At 47.1% G+C, this 15,910-nt stretch carries 14 protein-coding genes; all 14 read left to right on the top strand.

The features are described 5' to 3' along the window. Positions 1-53 precede the first annotated feature (53 nt). The 14 genes from NLX82_RS02115 to NLX82_RS02050 all read left to right on the top strand — a co-directional run bounded on the left by NLX82_RS02115 (position 54) and on the right by NLX82_RS02050 (position 15,864). Positions 54-1,376: a CCA tRNA nucleotidyltransferase gene (locus NLX82_RS02115; protein WP_076159304.1), complete on the top strand. Its 1,323-nt coding sequence runs from the start codon at positions 54-56 to the stop codon at positions 1,374-1,376. Next, positions 1,369-2,343, top strand: coding sequence for a biotin--[acetyl-CoA-carboxylase] ligase (locus NLX82_RS02110; protein ID WP_028540649.1), 975 nt, complete (start codon positions 1,369-1,371; stop codon positions 2,341-2,343). Before NLX82_RS02115 ends, NLX82_RS02110 begins: the two co-directional genes overlap by 8 nt. A 345-nt stretch (positions 2,344-2,688) precedes the next feature. Beyond that, entirely contained in the window at positions 2,689-3,588 is a 900-nt protein-coding gene (gene panB, locus NLX82_RS02105; RefSeq protein ID WP_023989139.1) for a 3-methyl-2-oxobutanoate hydroxymethyltransferase, read from the top strand. Further along, positions 3,585-4,523, top strand: a complete 939-nt coding sequence (panC, locus tag NLX82_RS02100; protein ID WP_023989138.1) for a pantoate--beta-alanine ligase — start codon at positions 3,585-3,587, stop codon at positions 4,521-4,523. The genes panB and panC overlap by 4 nt, the downstream gene beginning before the upstream one ends. Then, positions 4,516-4,899: an aspartate 1-decarboxylase gene (gene panD, locus NLX82_RS02095; RefSeq protein ID WP_013371641.1), complete on the top strand. Its 384-nt coding sequence runs from the start codon at positions 4,516-4,518 to the stop codon at positions 4,897-4,899. The genes panC and panD overlap by 8 nt, the downstream gene beginning before the upstream one ends. Positions 4,900-4,981: 82 nt before the next feature. Continuing rightward, positions 4,982-5,614, top strand: coding sequence for a tetratricopeptide repeat protein (locus tag NLX82_RS02090; RefSeq protein ID WP_023989137.1), 633 nt, complete (start codon positions 4,982-4,984; stop codon positions 5,612-5,614). A 157-nt stretch (positions 5,615-5,771) separates the two neighbouring features. Continuing rightward, a complete protein-coding gene (gene dinG, locus NLX82_RS02085) occupies positions 5,772-8,639 on the top strand; it encodes an ATP-dependent DNA helicase DinG (RefSeq protein ID WP_053325663.1) in 2,868 nt (955 codons plus the stop codon). Positions 8,640-8,683: 44 nt separating this feature from the next. Continuing rightward, a complete protein-coding gene (locus tag NLX82_RS02080) occupies positions 8,684-9,337 on the top strand; it encodes a redox-sensing transcriptional repressor Rex (RefSeq protein ID WP_013310684.1) in 654 nt (217 codons plus the stop codon). Continuing rightward, positions 9,324-10,625 carry an amidohydrolase gene (locus NLX82_RS02075; RefSeq protein WP_023989134.1) on the top strand — a complete coding sequence of 434 codons (1,302 nt, stop codon included), beginning with the start codon at positions 9,324-9,326 and terminating at the stop codon, positions 10,623-10,625. The genes NLX82_RS02080 and NLX82_RS02075 overlap by 14 nt, the downstream gene beginning before the upstream one ends. A 37-nt stretch (positions 10,626-10,662) precedes the next feature. Beyond that, entirely contained in the window at positions 10,663-11,187 is a 525-nt protein-coding gene (locus NLX82_RS02070; RefSeq protein WP_069079760.1) for a cell wall elongation regulator TseB-like domain-containing protein, read from the top strand. Positions 11,188-11,633: 446 nt separating this feature from the next. Beyond that, positions 11,634-12,167: a hypothetical protein gene (locus tag NLX82_RS02065; RefSeq protein ID WP_220025323.1), complete on the top strand. Its 534-nt coding sequence runs from the start codon at positions 11,634-11,636 to the stop codon at positions 12,165-12,167. Then, complete coding sequence (locus NLX82_RS02060; RefSeq protein WP_254347447.1) at positions 12,160-13,662, top strand: AAA family ATPase; 1,503 nt, start codon at positions 12,160-12,162, stop codon at positions 13,660-13,662. The genes NLX82_RS02065 and NLX82_RS02060 overlap by 8 nt, the downstream gene beginning before the upstream one ends. A gap of 136 nt (positions 13,663-13,798) precedes the next feature. Beyond that, positions 13,799-14,671 (top strand): 3-hydroxyacyl-CoA dehydrogenase family protein, encoded by an 873-nt coding sequence (locus tag NLX82_RS02055; RefSeq protein WP_023989130.1) that lies wholly within the window; start codon positions 13,799-13,801, stop codon positions 14,669-14,671. Continuing rightward, positions 14,668-15,864, top strand: coding sequence for an acetate/propionate family kinase (locus NLX82_RS02050; protein WP_023989129.1), 1,197 nt, complete (start codon positions 14,668-14,670; stop codon positions 15,862-15,864). Before NLX82_RS02055 ends, NLX82_RS02050 begins: the two co-directional genes overlap by 4 nt. Positions 15,865-15,910: the final 46 nt, after the last annotated feature.

Below are 15,910 nucleotides of genomic sequence, written 5' to 3'. Positions count from 1 at the left end.
GGGCGGACTCGCGTCCGTTTTTTATATTGAATACTTGCAAAGGGGGAAACCCTGTGAATACAAATACTTGGCAATATGCTGACCAAGAGATGGCTCTTCATGGTAGAGAGGTCATACATACACTAACAGCAGCAGGACACGAAGCTTACTGGGTCGGTGGTTGTGTGCGGGATGAGCTATTAGGACGAGCTATTCATGATATGGATTTGACCACTTCGGCTGAGCCTGAACAGGTCATAGCGCTATTCCCTCACGTCATTCCGACAGGGATTCAGCATGGGACGGTTACGGTCATGCAGGGTGGTCATGCGTTCGAGGTGACCACTTTTCGTACGGAAAGCGGTTATGCCGATCACCGCCGTCCAACGGAAGTTGCCTTCGTGAAGGATATCCGTGAGGATCTGATGCGACGGGATTTTACTATGAATGCGATTGCGATGGCAGAACACGGAGAGCGGGTGGACCCGTTTGGGGGAGAAGCCGATTTACGATCTGCTCTCGTTCGTTGTGTAGGCCGAGCCGAGGAACGCTTTGAGGAGGACGGGTTGCGGATGCTGCGTTGCATCCGTTTTGCCTCTGTATTTCGGTTCCGCGTTGCATTCAATACCTGGAAAGGTATGATTCGGCGCAGAGAGGGACTTCGTTACATAGCCATGGAACGTGTGCGGGTCGAGCTGGAAAAGATGCTGGCGGGCCCTGACCCTTTACGTGGGTTGGAGATGCTGGGGCGTAGCGGATTGCTCGGCTGTACGAAGGTTCCGGTTCCCTGGGAGCAATGTGAAGCACAAGCGCTCAAGGGGATCGTTCAACTGCAAGAAGAACTGCGATGGGGCCTGCTCTTAATGTCTTGTAGACTTACCTCAGAGGTAGCTGACGAGCTACTAAGAGCTTGGACCTTCTCCAACGCGGTACGACTTCGGCTGGTTCATTTGCTGGAATGGGAGACCGAATTAATCTACAGAACTAGTGTCATAGCTGGCGACTCCGTTACGGAGGAGTCTGACATTATCAACGATGAGGCACTGCGTCGTAGCTGGATTCGACTGCTAATTAGACTGGGAAAGGATACAGCTTCAGACTGGCTTGATCTTTACAATACACTGCCTGCTTCATTCCGCGGATTACCGCCATGGGTAGAAAAGCATGTGGCGAAAACAGCCGAACTGGCAAGCTTGTGGACAAAGCAGGCTGTAGTCGTTCGTATCAAAGATTTAAATATTACAGGAAATGAACTGGTTCAGGAGATGAATCGACCAGGCGGACCTTGGCTGGGTCAGATGATGGAACAGCTTTTACAAGCTGTTGCCTGTGGAGATATTCCGAATGAAACAGAAACATTGCTTCAGGAAGCGAAACGGGTGATGAGTAGTGAATAATCATGAAAGATTGTTAGGCATACTGGAGGAAGGTACATCCGATTACGTATCAGGGGAGGAAATCAGCCGACGGCTCTCGGTTAGCCGAACAGCAGTATGGAAGCAGATCAACAAACTGCGTGAGTTGGGCTACAATATTGATGCCTCCTCGCGTCGGGGCTATCGGTTGATATCCCGACCGGATCGGCTAGAAGTCTCCAAATTGGCCGATATATTAAATACCCAATCGTTTGGCCAGCGTATCGTTGTACTGGATTCGACGGTATCCACTCAGCAGGATGCCATGCGTTTGGCAGAAGAGGGCGCGCCAGAGGGGACAGTAGTGCTTGCAGAGGAACAAACGGCAGGTCGGGGACGTCTGGGGCGGAAGTGGTATTCACCTCGTGGCAAAGGAGTCTGGTTGAGCATTGTGTTGCGCCCTACCCAGCCTTTGGCTTTTACCCCCCAGCTAACGCTACTTACAGGTGTAGCAGTGTGTAGAGCCATTCGTCGGCTGACGGGTGTGGAGGCTGGTATCAAATGGCCAAACGATCTGCTGATTCATGGTCGCAAAGTATCCGGTATTCTGTTGGAATCTGCAACAGAGGATCAACGGGTTCGCTATTGTATTGCAGGGATCGGCATTGACGTAAATTTGAATAAAGAAGATTACCCGGAAGAGTTATCGCAGGTGGGAACGTCATTGAAAATAGAAGCAGGGCGTGAAATTGACCGTACTGTGCTGATTGCCTCAGTGCTGGAAGAGATGGAACAGCTAAGTAAGTTGTATGCCGAGCAGGGGTTCCAGCCTATAGCCATGCTGTGGGAGGCTTTGTCCGTGACTATGAACCGTAGTGTACGGGCACATACCGGACAAGGGATAACTGTAGAAGGTACAGCTGTTGGCTTGGACCCTTCCGGGGCACTCGTGATAGAAACGGATCAGGGAGAGCGAATCCAGGTCATTTCAGGGGATATACAATTATAGAAGCGACCTTAGCTATGAAAACGACCGAAATCGTTCTATTCTCTGTGCAAAACTTCACGTGAAAAAGCTGATGTTTTTTGTTATACTGTGCAGGAGGCGGCATCGGACGGTCCGAGCTGCACTCCAGGGGCACATGCTCTACTTTAGCAAGTTTGTAAGACCATCATAACTTCATTTGAAGGTTACGTTGGATTCTGCTCTGAGCCGAACAGGACCGAGACAGAAGGGACGATCTCAAAATGAGTGTCTTTTTTGGCTGTTCGGACCTTTTGATGACGCAGATGTACAGGCGTTCATAAAAGGTTATTTTTTGTGCCAAAAAAAGATGGAAGGGAGCCATTCGCAATGGCAGGAAAACAAGCACTGAATATTGTGAAAATGAAAAAAATGAAGCAAGAGGGCATTCCGCTCAGTATGCTGACCGCCTATGATTATCCATCGGCTAAAATAGCCGAGGAGGCGGGAATTGACATGATTCTCGTAGGTGACTCGCTGGGTAACGTAGTTCTTGGTTACGATTCAACCATCCCTGTAACCTTGGATGATATCGTGTACCATTCCCGGGCAGTCGCAAGAGGCGCGGAACATACATTTATCGTAGCGGACATGCCTTTTATGACATATCACAGCAGCGTATCAGAAAGTCTTCAGGGCATCCGCCGTCTGATGCAGGAAGGACATGTGCATGCTGTTAAATTGGAGGGCGGAGCTGAAATTGCCGATGTCGTAAAAGCAACTGTTCAGGCAGGTGTGCCTGTATTGGGACATATCGGGCTTACTCCGCAATCGGTTAATCAAATTGGCGGCTATCGCATTCAAGGCAAGGACGAAGCGGACGCACGCCGGTTGATGGCTGACGCCAAGGCGCTGGAGCAGGCGGGTGCTTTTGGCGTTGTACTGGAATTGGTAACTGAGGAAGTGGCAACAGCGATTTCTAAAGAGCTTTCCATTCCAACCATTGGAATTGGTGCTGGACGTGGATGTGACGGTCAGGTACTTGTTTATCACGATCTGATTCAGTACGCATCGCCTTATTTCAGCAAACGCTTTGTTAAAACCTATGCCGATGTAGGCGGCTTGATCCGCAGCAGCATTGAGCAGTATGTGAGTGATGTGAAAGGGCGGGCATTTCCGGCCGCAGAGCATGTGTTCAGCGCGGATGACCGCGTTGTGGAATCCCTATACGGTAAGGCAAAAGGACAGACACAGGAACAAGCTAAGGAAAAGGTGGAATCTCGGTCATGATCATCGTAAGAGAAGTGGCTCAGCTGCGCAAGATTATTGCTGAACGTCGGCAGCTTGGGACAAACGGAGCAAAAACAATAAACGATTCTGCTTCTTTACAGCAACATAAAGTCGGCTTTGTACCAACAATGGGATACCTGCATGAAGGACATGCGAGCTTGATGCACAAGGCGCGTGAAATGGCAGATACGGTGGTGCTTAGCATTTTCGTAAATCCGATTCAATTTGGACCGAATGAAGATCTGGAAAGCTACCCCCGCGATGAAGCTCGTGATTTGGAGGTAGCACGGCGCGAGGGCGTGGATATTGTATTTTTGCCAACTGTAGCAGAAATGTATCCACAACCAACCCAAACCAAAATTCGTGTATCCGCTTTGACAGATCGCTTGTGCGGTGCCTCCCGTCCCGGCCATTTTGATGGTGTGACTACGGTGGTAGCCAAGCTTTTTAACATGATAGGTCCTGATTTGGCCTTTTTTGGAATGAAGGACGCGCAGCAGGTTGCTGTGCTCCAGCAGATGGTGACTGATCTCAATATGAACGTGACTATCGTACCTTGTCCCATCGTCAGAGAGGCGGATGGTTTGGCCCTCAGCTCCCGTAATGTGTATTTAAGTGCAGAACAGCGCGAGCAGGCGTTGGTGCTGTCCCAGTCACTGCGTAAGGTGCAAGAAGTGAGCGAAGATATTGTAACAAACACAATTACGATTCGTCAGCTACATCAAATGGTGGAGTCCACCATTACTTCCTCTCCTTTAGCAGACATTGATTACATTGAAATATTAACTTTTCCCGGTCTGGAGCCCCTTCTTCCCGAGCAACGGCTATGTGATGTTCAGGAAGACGTCATCGTAGCGCTGGCTGTGAAATTTGGCAATACCCGACTGATTGACAATATAAGAATACAGAAGGCGGAGGTGCTTTCCCATGTTTAGAACCATGATGAAATCCAAAATTCACCGCGCTACCGTTACGGAAGCTAACCTGAACTATGTGGGGAGTATCACTATAGATGAAGATCTCATGGAGACATCGGATCTGTTGGAGAATGAAAAGGTTCAAATTGTAAACAATAACAATGGAGCTCGACTGGAAACCTATGTTATCCCCGGACCGCGTGGGAGCGGAGTGATCTGTCTCAACGGTGCGGCAGCCCGTTTGGTGCAGCCTGGTGATACAGTCATTATTATTTCCTATGCTTCCATGTCGAATGAAGAGGCCAAAACATACAAACCAACAGTGGTATTTGTTGATGAACATAATAAACCAGCCCAAACGATGAACAAAGAAGTACACGCGACGATCATGTAATGAATGGGAGTGCGGATGAAACCCGTCTTTTAAGCGAAAAATGTGAGTGTATTAATCCATCTTTCATAAGGGCGGGATGCACATGTTCCAGCATGTATTCGCAGAAATGAACAGCATGTTAGATGATATCGTGAAGCATTACCCATCAGCCCAGGGCTCCCGCAGGCAGGAGCTGCTACAGCACTGGAGTCTGCTGCGGAGAATGAGTGACGGAATTATGGATGAGTGGCTGGCCTTTGAGGAAAAAATGGTTTGCTTGCGTGCGGCCGGATTTTCCGCAGAGACCGATATGTCTGACACTGAGCTGCCTGAAAAAGAGCTGCCAGCTTTTAATCGGGGGCAAGGGTATTATCGATTACTTATGTACCCTGAGGCGATCCAACAATTTGAGCAGGTACTACAGCATTTTCCGAACAGCTGGCAGAGTCGCATGTATATGGGAATGGCCTATTTTCAACTAGATGATCCAGCAGAGGCTGTATGCCATTTTCAGAAGGTGCTGGACCTGACTGAGCAGGCAGGACTAAAGGCGGTCATCTATAATGCGCTAGGCTGTCTGTTGGCAAAGCAGGCTGACGTAGAGGAGGCGCAAAAATGTTTTGCTCTCGCACATCAGTTCGATCCTGCGTTACCCGAGCCGCTGCACAATATGGAAGCCTGTTTGTCCGGTACCGAAATGCTTCGATACGACAGCTCCATGATGACCTGGATGTAGTTGTCAGACACCGAGTAAGACGATGCATGCCCACCTCCTCAGGCGGCGTGTGCATCGTCTTTTTTGGCTGTCTTAATTTCCAAACAGGCGATCTTCTGCTATGCTAATATATAGAGTTATTATTTTTGTAAGTGTCATAAGAAAGGATTAAGCCCGAATGAAATTTGCGGTATTGGATTTTGAAACGACAGGCACCCAGTCCGCGGATGACATCATTCAAGTCGGACTTGCAATTATAGATCATGATAACAGCATTTCCCGTGTTTACGGCTCTTATGTGAACCCTGGCAGATCTATTCCACCTTTTATCACTGGATTGACCGGAATTACAGACGATGACGTCAAGGATGCTCCTGCACTTGAAGAAATGATGATGGAGCTCGTGCCTATGCTGGACGATGTTGTGCTGGTCGGTCATAATGTGGCGTTTGATTTTAATTTTTTGCAAAACGCTCTGGATCGGTGCGGATATTTACCGTTTAGCGGAAGAATCTTGGATACAATGGATTTTCTGAAAATTATGTTTCCATCGCTATCTTCGTATCAGTTGGGGTTTGTGTCTTCTGAGTTCGGGCTGGCGCATGATCGCCCTCACCAAGCAGACAGCGACGCGTTGGCTACCGCTGAGGTGTTTTTAAAGTGTCTGGGTGAGCTTCAAGCATTACCTCTGATAACGATACAGCGGCTTAGTGATTTGTTTGCAGAGGAAGACAGTGACCTTGGATGGTTTCTTGATGGGGTGCGTGAAGAGAAAGAGCTTGATCCTATTCAGGATTTGGAGGGACATCAGTTTTTTCGTCAGCTTGCGCTAAAAGTGGAAGATTGGACGGAGCTAGCTGCACCGCGTAGAGAAGATGACCCGAATCCACTTTCAGGTGTTTCCTTTGAGGAGTACATGGATGATGTGCGGGACAATTTGCGTTCATCCTTGAGCCAATATGAGGAGCGCGAGGCGCAGATACAGATGATTGAGGGTGTAAATCAGGCACTGAGTGAAGACAAGCATCTGCTGATCGAAGCAGGTACAGGAACAGGAAAGTCTCTCGGTTATTTGCTCCCATCGCTGTATCACAGTGTAAAAAAAGGACAGCGCGTTATGGTAAGTACACATACGATCAACCTGCAGGAGCAATTACGCGAGCGCGACATTCCTATGCTGACCAAGGTGATTCCGTTTCCGTTCCGGGCTGCTATTTTCAAGGGTCGGGGACATTATTTGTGTCTGCGTAAGTTTGAACATAAAATAAACAGAAGAGACTTCGCGACGCCGAAGGAAGACTTAATTACAGCGGCTCAGATGATCGTCTGGTTGACGCTAACAGAAACCGGTGATGATGAAGAACTGAATCTGAGCAACCGTGGAGGGGATTTCTGGGAAACGGTGGCGAGTGATTCAGAGTCCTGTCTTGGTCGTTCTTGTCCATGGTTCCGCAAATGTTATTATCATCGTGCACGCCATGAAGCAGGGATAGCGGATGTCGTTATTACGAATCACTCTAAGTTGTTCACAGACGTCAAAGCCAGTCACCAGTTGTTGCCGAGCTATGAACATCTGGTGATTGATGAAGCCCATCACCTGGAGGAAGTAGCTGGTAAGCACCTAGGTATGCATATGAAATATTTCACACTCGTGCATACACTGACGCGACTGTTCAAAGACAGCAAGAATGGACAACTGCCTTCACTTCGTCAACAGTTGGCAAAATCGGGACACGAGAAGTCGGCGGATTGGGCTTCAACCATCGACCAGATGTATCCGCTCGTGTTAGAGGTTAAGGAAACTTGGGACCTGCTAAGCGACAAGCTGTTTGGCATGTTGCCAGAGCGAAGCGATGCGACACCGGGTGAAACAGGACAGTTTTCTTCCCGTCTCAAACCTTCGGCCAAGCCTGCAAAGTGGGATCAGGCGGGGGCTTTGGAAAATCAGCTATATGTAACGATGAGCGAAATTTTGCGTAAGGGCGACAAGCTGATGCTGGACGTCAAGGAAGAACATGACGATTATGCGGCAGATAGCCTTATTACAGATATCACGGGTCTGCTCAAGGATTTGGCGGGAATCCGAGAAAATTTGCGCTTTTTTATCCGACTCGATGATGAAACAACCGTATACTGGCTCGAAGCGAGTGGGCAATTCCGTAGTAAATCATTGCAATTTTATGCGGTGCCCGTCGATGTGAGCCGCCAGTTGAAAGAAATGTTTTTTGACAAAAAAAGAAGCATTATTCTGACGTCTGCTACCTTATCGGTAGATAAGTCGTTTCAGTACATGATCGATCAGCTCGGCTTGCAGGAGGCCGCAGATCAAGAGCGGCTGATGACTTCGCAGCTCCCGTCACCCTTTAATTACAGGGATCAGGTGTTGCTGGTCATTCCACGGGATTTCCCAAGCGTGAAGGGCAGTGTAGGAGATGCACACTTTGTAGATATGCTCGTTAGCTCTCTAGGAGCGACTGCTCAGGCGACGCGGGGGAGAATGCTCGTTCTGTTTACTTCCTATCGGATGCTCCGGCAAGTGTATGAGCCGCTCAAAGAGGCCTTAGCATCCAGCGAAATTACTGTGCTGGGACAAGGTGTGGACAGTGGGAGTCGCAGCAAGCTAACCCGCCGTTTTCAGGAAGCCAAAGCTTCTGTATTGCTGGGAACCAGCAGCTTCTGGGAAGGCGTCGATATTCCAGGAAAGGCTCTGACTTGTCTGGCCATTGTTCGCTTGCCGTTTCAACCGCCGAATCACCCGTTGCTGGAGGCAAAAAGCGAGCTGCTTCAGCAGCAGAAGAAGAATCCATTTATGAAGCTGTCTGTACCACAAGCGGTCATTCGCTTCAAACAGGGATTTGGTCGGTTAGTACGTACAGCGAGTGACCACGGGGTCGTTATCGTTTACGATACGCGTGTGATCGAATCCTATTACGGAAAGCACTTTTTGTACTCGTTACCGGGACCAAAAATGGAGCATATGCCATCGGAGCAAATGGTGCCCCGCATCGCCGAATGGCTCCAATCCGCCCCGGAGACAGAGGCATAACGGACGGACACTAAGTATGTTCGTTACAATTAGGGGGAGCAAGTATGAAATCAGATAAAATTTCAGAGGCTGTCGTACGGAGGTTACCCGTATATTTACGTTATCTGAATGCACTTCACAAACGGGAGGTGGCTACGGTCTCTTCTCAAGAGTTGGGACAGAGGCTAGATTTGAACCCGGCCCAAATCCGTAAAGATCTCGCCTATTTTGGAGATTTTGGTCGGAAGGGTATCGGTTATGATGTTTCTTATCTAATTGAGAAAATACGCCATATCCTGAAAATCGACCAGCAAATTAATGTCGTATTGGTCGGTGCGGGTAATCTGGGGCAAGCCCTTTCGAATTATAACGCTTATTTAAAAGACAATATGAAGATTGTCGCAGTATTTGATGCGTTTCCGGATAAGGTAGGGACCAAGATCAATACATTGGTCGTTCAACCGATGGATGAACTGGAAGCGACTGTGAAAGAAAAAAACATTCGAATCGGGATTATTACCGTACCTGATTTTGAAGCACAGCACGTGGCTGACAGGCTTATTGAGAGCGGAATTGGAGCGATCCTGAACTTTGCACCGACTACTCTCAAGGCACCGGCCAACATTCGGATTCATGCCACAGACTTTACAACTGATTTGCTTAGCCTCGCTTATTATTTGGAGGACGGAAAGGAAGAAACACAATATGACAGTGAATAAATGGATGATTAAAAACGGCTCTTTTGCCGTAAATGGATCAGAAGCTGGGGTAGTCCATGGTTTTATGATTGTGGAGGATAGCCGTATTACTTATATTGGCGAAACTTTGCCTGCGGGTGAGGAAGAGACGGAAGCGATCGATGGTAAGGGGCTATTGTTTTTACCTGGTCTGATTAATACTCATGGTCATGCGGCGATGTCTCTGCTGCGTGGGCATGGAGATGACTTGGCACTTCAAGTATGGCTTCAGGAGAAAATGTGGCCTATGGAAGCCAAGTTTACATCTACGGACGTGTACTGGGGTACGTCCTTGTCTGTGCTGGAAATGCTGAAAGGTGGAACAACGACCTTCCTGGATATGTACGATCATATGGATGAGGTGGCTCGTGTAGCTGAAGAGTCAGGTATTCGTGCAAGTCTGATGCGTGGAGCAATTGGACTTTGCTCGGAAGAAGAACAGCGAATCAAGCTGGCTGAGGCCGTGACTTTTGCGCGTAACTGGCATGGTAAAGCAGACGGGCGTATTACAACGATGATGTCTCCGCACGCGCCATACACATGTCCACCTGCGTTTATTGAAAAATTCGTACAAGCTGCGCATGATCTGGACTTGCCACTGCATACGCACATGTCTGAGACGATCGCCGAAGTGGAGCAAAACGTACGCGACTACGGTTTGCGTCCAGTTGCACACTTAGATAAGCTTGGCTTTTTCTCCCGTCCTTCGCTTGTTGCCCATGGCGTTCATTTGAACGACGAAGAAATAGCTTTACTGGCTGAACGTGGTGTAGCGGTTTCACATAATCCTGGTAGCAACTTGAAGCTGGCAAGTGGTGTGGCCAGAGTGCCTGAATTGCTGCGTGCAGGGGTTACTGTTTCTCTCGGAACGGATGGTCCTGCCAGCAATAATAACCTGGATATGTTCGAGGAAATGCGTCTGGCGGCACTTATTCACAAGGGTGTATCCGGTGACCCTACGGCAGTTCCTGCAAGTGAAGCGCTGCGTCTGGCAACAGAATACGGTGCAAAGTCGATTGGTTTAAAAGAAGTAGGAGCGTTGGCAGCAGGCAACAAGGCTGACTTTATCGCGTTGGATCTGAATCAGGCACATTTCTTGCCGCGTACAGATCTTATTTCCCATGCGGTATACTCTGCAAGCGCCAAGGACGTGGCTCATGTGTGGGTAGACGGTCGCCAGGTTGTGAAAAACGGCGAATGCCTGACTATGGACGAGGAACGTATCAAACATGAGGCACAAGCCGCCTTTGAAGGGCTGCTGTCGCGCTAATTTAGGTGTCACATCCCCTTAGAGAGGAAGCACAGGTTTGAAAAATAAGAAAAAATGGATAGCGGTCGCCATTTTGGCCGTGATACTGATCCTGGTCAGCATTTTCTGGTATTATTCCTATGTTACTCAAGACCAGGTGGCTGAGAAAAATGCCGCTATCATTAAGGCCAAGCAATCAGGTGGTCTGGTTAGCACGACTCAAACATGGAAGTCTGTGTGGGATCAGGTATATTGGGTGGTTCAAGGGAAAAATGCACAGAATGAAAATATAATGGTGTGGGTTCCTTTTCAAAAAGTGGAAGGACAACCTAACGTACCTGTCGCAGATAATAGCGGTGTTCACACCGAGTTGCTGAAGAACGGAGTCGATGAGCAAAAAATGACGGCAATAATTCAGCAGCAGCTTCCAGGTGCAAAAATTGTAAGGCTTCAGCCGAGTGTGTTCAATGGCGAATATGTGTGGCAGTTGTTTTACGATGATGGAAGTCATCATTACTACACCTTTTATCGTTTCTCAGATGGGGTAGCGACGGGTGTGAAATATACTTTGCCCAATAACTGAGCTGGTGTGAGGATTGGCAAATGTTGAATGAATGACTAGTAAATGATTAAAAACTCAAGAAAAAGACGTAAATACGACAAAAATCGTATTTACGTCTTTTAGTTTTGCTATGCCGTAAAGCTGGCTGAAAGCCAGTGAAGCATCTTTACCTATCCATCTTCTCTCCTAGGTCAAATTCATCTTTGTGGCGGGCAACAGCGATCGTAAGATCAAATCCTACACGCAGCGTCTCGCCTCCACCATAACCAAAGATTTTGCCTCATCACAACTCCTCCACACATTGCCTTCGATATTAGATATACGTTATGATATACTATATTTTATAAGTGATAGACAAAAATGATAGAAAAAAGAATTGCTGATCACTATAAGATCATGCAATTTGGTTGTTTGTTGACATTCGTCCCGTTTCTTCTGAGTTTTACATTTTGAGAGGAGGATGTTGTTTGAAATTGCGTGCAGTTCCTATCGTTGTGGCGGCAGTTTTGGCAGCTTTGCTGCTATTTGGGGGATGGTTCATTTACCGTCAGGTTACAATGCAAAGTCCTCTGGAAAAACTGGTATCTCAATATCCAGGCGTGACAAGCGCTCAAATAGATATTAAACAGGATCAGGTTGTATTGAAACTAGATCTCAAACCGCAGGCGGATGTGGCCAAATTGGTCGATGTGGTTAAGCAAAAAGGACAATCCATCATTGGCAGCCGCACCATTAAGTTGGATATCGCAGATCGTTCCAATTCAGCACTGAATCAATGGTGGTCTGAGGCTATGTTTCCTGTGGCCGAAGCGATGGAAAATAAAAAGTATACTCAAATTTCATCTACAGTTGAGCAGATGAAAAAGAAAAAGACGGGTATCAAAGCTGATACCGATATGGATTCGAACAATGTCTATATCCGACTCAGCGAAGGTAAAGCGACCAAGTTTATCGTTTTGCCACGTCAATCTCAGCAAATGGGGGTATGGCCTAATGCCTAGATGGATTAAGGAAATATTAATCGGCATTGTGCCGGTAACCATTATATTTCTCGTTTTTATTGGGGTAAATATTATCCCTCTTCTGGTTGCTGGCGTGATGTTCAGCGGCTTGTTAATGCTTATGCATGCGCGTGGCGGTTTGGCCGTAGGTGCTGGGCAAGAGCGTAAACGTAAAAAAAATGGTCCGGACAAGCTGACTTTTGAGGAAATCGGTGGGCAAGAAAGCGCTAAGCAGGAACTGCGCGAGGCCCTGGATTTTTTGAATCGACATGATGAAATTTCCAAGTTTGGTATCCGTCCATTAAAAGGCGTTTTGCTCACTGGTCCTCCGGGAACAGGAAAAACGCTGATGGCGAAGGCAGCGGCACACTACACTAATTCTGTATTTGTTGCAGCCTCAGGTAGTGAATTTGTTGAAATGTACGTTGGTGTTGGAGCGGGTCGTGTCCGTGAGTTGTTTCGGGAGGCGCGTACTCGTGCAGCCAAGGAAAAGAAGGAAAATGCAATTATTTTTATTGACGAAATCGATGTAATTGGTGGTAAACGTGAGGGTGGACAGCAACGAGAATATGATCAGACTTTGAATCAGTTACTGACAGAAATGGATGGTATTTATTCCGCAGATACACCGCGGATTTTGATCATTGCGGCAACAAACCGTAAAGAAATGCTGGACAGCGCCTTAACGCGTCCAGGGCGTTTTGATCGTCATATTCAAGTGGATCTGCCTGACAAGAAGGGCCGTCTTCATATTCTAAAAATTCATGCCAAAAACAAACCGATTCAGGAAGATGCAAATCTGGACAAAATTGCTGAGGAATCTTACGGGTTTTCCGGCGCACAGCTGGAGAGCGTGATGAATGAAGCAGCAATCTATGCGATGAGACAGGATCAGAAAATGATTGGGCAGAAGCATCTGTCGATGGCAATTGACAAAGTGATGATGGGTGAAAAGACAGACCGAGAATCGACCTTGGAAGAGAAAAAACGTGTAGCGATTCATGAACTAGGACATGCTATTATGGCCGAAATTGTTCGTCCCGGTAGCGTAAGCCAGGTAGCACTTAGCCCTCGTGGGAAAGCGCTTGGCTATGTGCGCCACAATCCACAGCAAGAGCATTATTTATACACCAAGCAGTTCCTGGAGGAGCAAATTATGATCTCGCTCGCAGGGGCTACGGCGGAAGAAATGTACTATGGCGGTCGCAGTACCGGCTCAAGTAATGATTTTGAGCAGGCGCTGAACATCGTCCATACGATGATGACTTCCGGTTTGACTTCACTTGGCATTATTAACATGGAAATGGTAACCAAAGAAGAACTCATGCGGGAAAATGGCGAGATAATGGCTGACCTGCATACCCGAACTTTGGAGCTGCTGGAAAAGCATCGTCCTGTGTTCGACAACTCACTTGACATCCTGATGAAGGAAGAAACTCTGTCTGGAGACCAATTTAGATGTCAATTTAGTGAAAATGCTTTATTACCAGCATAATTTTTTATGCTGGTTATTTTTTTTTACTTTTAGTCCGTGCTAAGATATTATTATCTATTGGGACATAAACATGTATTTTTCGACAAAGAAGGATACAATATATGAGAGTGACCAGGAAAGGGTGGAGTAAAGAATCATGCAATTTAAAAAAATCGGCGTCATCGGCGGCGGCACCATGGGACAGGGGATTTCTGAAATGCTCGCGTCCAAAGGAATCGATGTGCTGCTGGTAGAGCAGACACCAGAGAAACTAGACTACGCCTACAATATGATTGAAACGAGTCTGGACAAACAACTGGAAAAGTGGGCAATTACTCAAGCTGAGAAAAAATTGATCTTATCCCGTATTCAAAAAGTAATCCATTTAGCGGAGCTCGGCAGCTGTGATATGGTCATTGAGACTATTACAGAGAATCTGGACGAGAAGAAAGCAGTGTTCCAAGAGCTAGACCATGTGTGTCCAAGCAATATTATTCTTGCAAGTAATACATCCACGCTGAGCCTGACCGAGCTTGCTAGCTCGACCAAGTATCCTGAGCGTGTTATTGGTATGCACTTTATTTATCCAGTATCCCGTATTGATCTTGTAGAAATTATTCGTGGTTTGAAAACTTCGGACGATACATTTGAAAACACTAAAATGTTCGTGGAAGAGATAGTGGAGAAAAAAGGAGTCATGATTTATGAATCTCCTGGATTCGTAACAAGCCGGATTATCTGTCTGCTGATTAACGAAGCGGCCCATGTACTTCAAGAAGGCGTGGCTTCCGCTGATGATATCGATGACGCTATGCGAATCGGATATAACTTCCAAAGCGGCCCTTTGGAAATGGCTGACCGCTTTGGTCTGGATTCCGTTTTGGCTGCTCTGGAGCGTATGTTCCGTGAATTCGGCGAATTGAAATATCGTCCGTCCATCGTACTGAAGAAAATGGTGCGTGCAGGTAATCTGGGCGTGAAATCGGGCGAAGGCTTCTTTAAGTACGACAAGGATGGTGACCGGATATGAAAATTCTCGTAATCAATGCAGGGAGTTCTTCCCTGAAATACCAATTGTATGATATGACGGACGAGTCCGTTCTGGCAAAAGGATTGGTAGAGCGCATCGGTATGGATTCCTCCATTCTGACGCATAAGCCAACCAATAAAGAAGAATACACTGAAGTTAGCGAGATTTTGGAACATACTACAGCCATCCGTAAAGTGCTGAACGTACTCACAGATGCTGAACATGGTGTAATCTCCAGTACTAGTGAAATTCAGGCTGTGGGCCATCGTGTGGTTCATGGAGGCGAAATCTTCAAACAGTCAGCAGTTGTAACGCCTGAAGCGAAGAGTGAAATCCGTCGCTTGTTTGACCTGGCGCCACTGCATAACCCTGCTTCCATGATGGGGATTAAAGCGGCTGAATTGAATATGCCAGATGTACCACAGGTTGTGGTATTTGATACCTCGTTCCATCAAACTATGCCTGAAAAAGCTTATATGTACGCCATTCCAAGAGTGTTGTACAATAAGTATAAGGTTCGTCGTTACGGTGCCCACGGCACTTCCCATGATTTTGTAAGTAAGGAAGCCGCCAAATTCCTTGGTCGTCCTTTGGAAGACCTGAAGATTATCACTTGTCATATCGGTAATGGTGGTAGTGTAACAGCAGTTCAAGGCGGTTTGTCTGTTGATACTTCCATGGGTATGACTCCATTGGAAGGTCTTATGATGGGTACTCGTAGTGGTGATTTGGACCCAGCAATCGTACCTTATGTCATGAACAAAGAAGAATTGACTGTCAATGAAGTCAATTCCATGTTGAACAAGCATAGTGGACTTTTAGCTATCTCCGGTATCAGCAGTGACATGCGTGAAATCACAGAAGGTATGGAAAAAGGCGAAGCTAATTCTACATTGGCATTCGAAATGTATGAATACCGTCTGCGCAAATACATTGGATCGTATGCTGCCGCAATGAACGGAGTAGACGTAATTGCATTTACAGCAGGTGTAGGCGAGAACTCCATCGTTCTGCGTAAGAGAGTGTTGGAGCAATTGACATTCCTCGGTATCGAGCTGGATGAATCGTTGAATGCTATTCGTTCTGGCGAGCCTCGTCGGATTACAACTGCAAATTCAAAGGTAGAAGTACTGATCATTCCAACGAACGAAGAACTGGTTATTGCCCGCGACACGTTCCGTTTGGTTCAGTAGTTCGGTTCGAAAGTGTAAACTTTATGCATGCGGACTATTGTTTGAG

The sequence above is a fragment of the Paenibacillus sp. A3M_27_13 genome, assembly GCF_024213315.1.
Taxonomy (GTDB): domain Bacteria; phylum Bacillota; class Bacilli; order Paenibacillales; family Paenibacillaceae; genus Paenibacillus; species Paenibacillus polymyxa_B.
Note: the sequence above shows the minus strand (reverse complement) of the source record. Positions and strands in the feature narration are given on the sequence as shown.

What these genes read in the sequence shown, in the direction of transcription:
- panB (WP_023989139.1), top strand. Translation starts at nt 2,689, where the DNA reads ATGGCAGGAAAACAAGCACTGAATATTGTGAAAATGAAAAAAATGAAG.
- panC (WP_023989138.1), top strand. Translation starts at nt 3,585, where the DNA reads ATGATCATCGTAAGAGAAGTGGCTCAGCTGCGCAAGATTATTGCTGAA.
- panD (WP_013371641.1), top strand. Translation starts at nt 4,516, where the DNA reads ATGTTTAGAACCATGATGAAATCCAAAATTCACCGCGCTACCGTTACG.
- NLX82_RS02090 (WP_023989137.1), top strand. Translation starts at nt 4,982, where the DNA reads ATGTTCCAGCATGTATTCGCAGAAATGAACAGCATGTTAGATGATATC.
- dinG (WP_053325663.1), top strand. Translation starts at nt 5,772, where the DNA reads ATGAAATTTGCGGTATTGGATTTTGAAACGACAGGCACCCAGTCCGCG.
- NLX82_RS02080 (WP_013310684.1), top strand. Translation starts at nt 8,684, where the DNA reads ATGAAATCAGATAAAATTTCAGAGGCTGTCGTACGGAGGTTACCCGTA.
- NLX82_RS02075 (WP_023989134.1), top strand. Translation starts at nt 9,324, where the DNA reads ATGACAGTGAATAAATGGATGATTAAAAACGGCTCTTTTGCCGTAAAT.
- NLX82_RS02060 (WP_254347447.1), top strand. Translation starts at nt 12,160, where the DNA reads ATGCCTAGATGGATTAAGGAAATATTAATCGGCATTGTGCCGGTAACC.
- NLX82_RS02055 (WP_023989130.1), top strand. Translation starts at nt 13,799, where the DNA reads ATGCAATTTAAAAAAATCGGCGTCATCGGCGGCGGCACCATGGGACAG.
- NLX82_RS02050 (WP_023989129.1), top strand. Translation starts at nt 14,668, where the DNA reads ATGAAAATTCTCGTAATCAATGCAGGGAGTTCTTCCCTGAAATACCAA.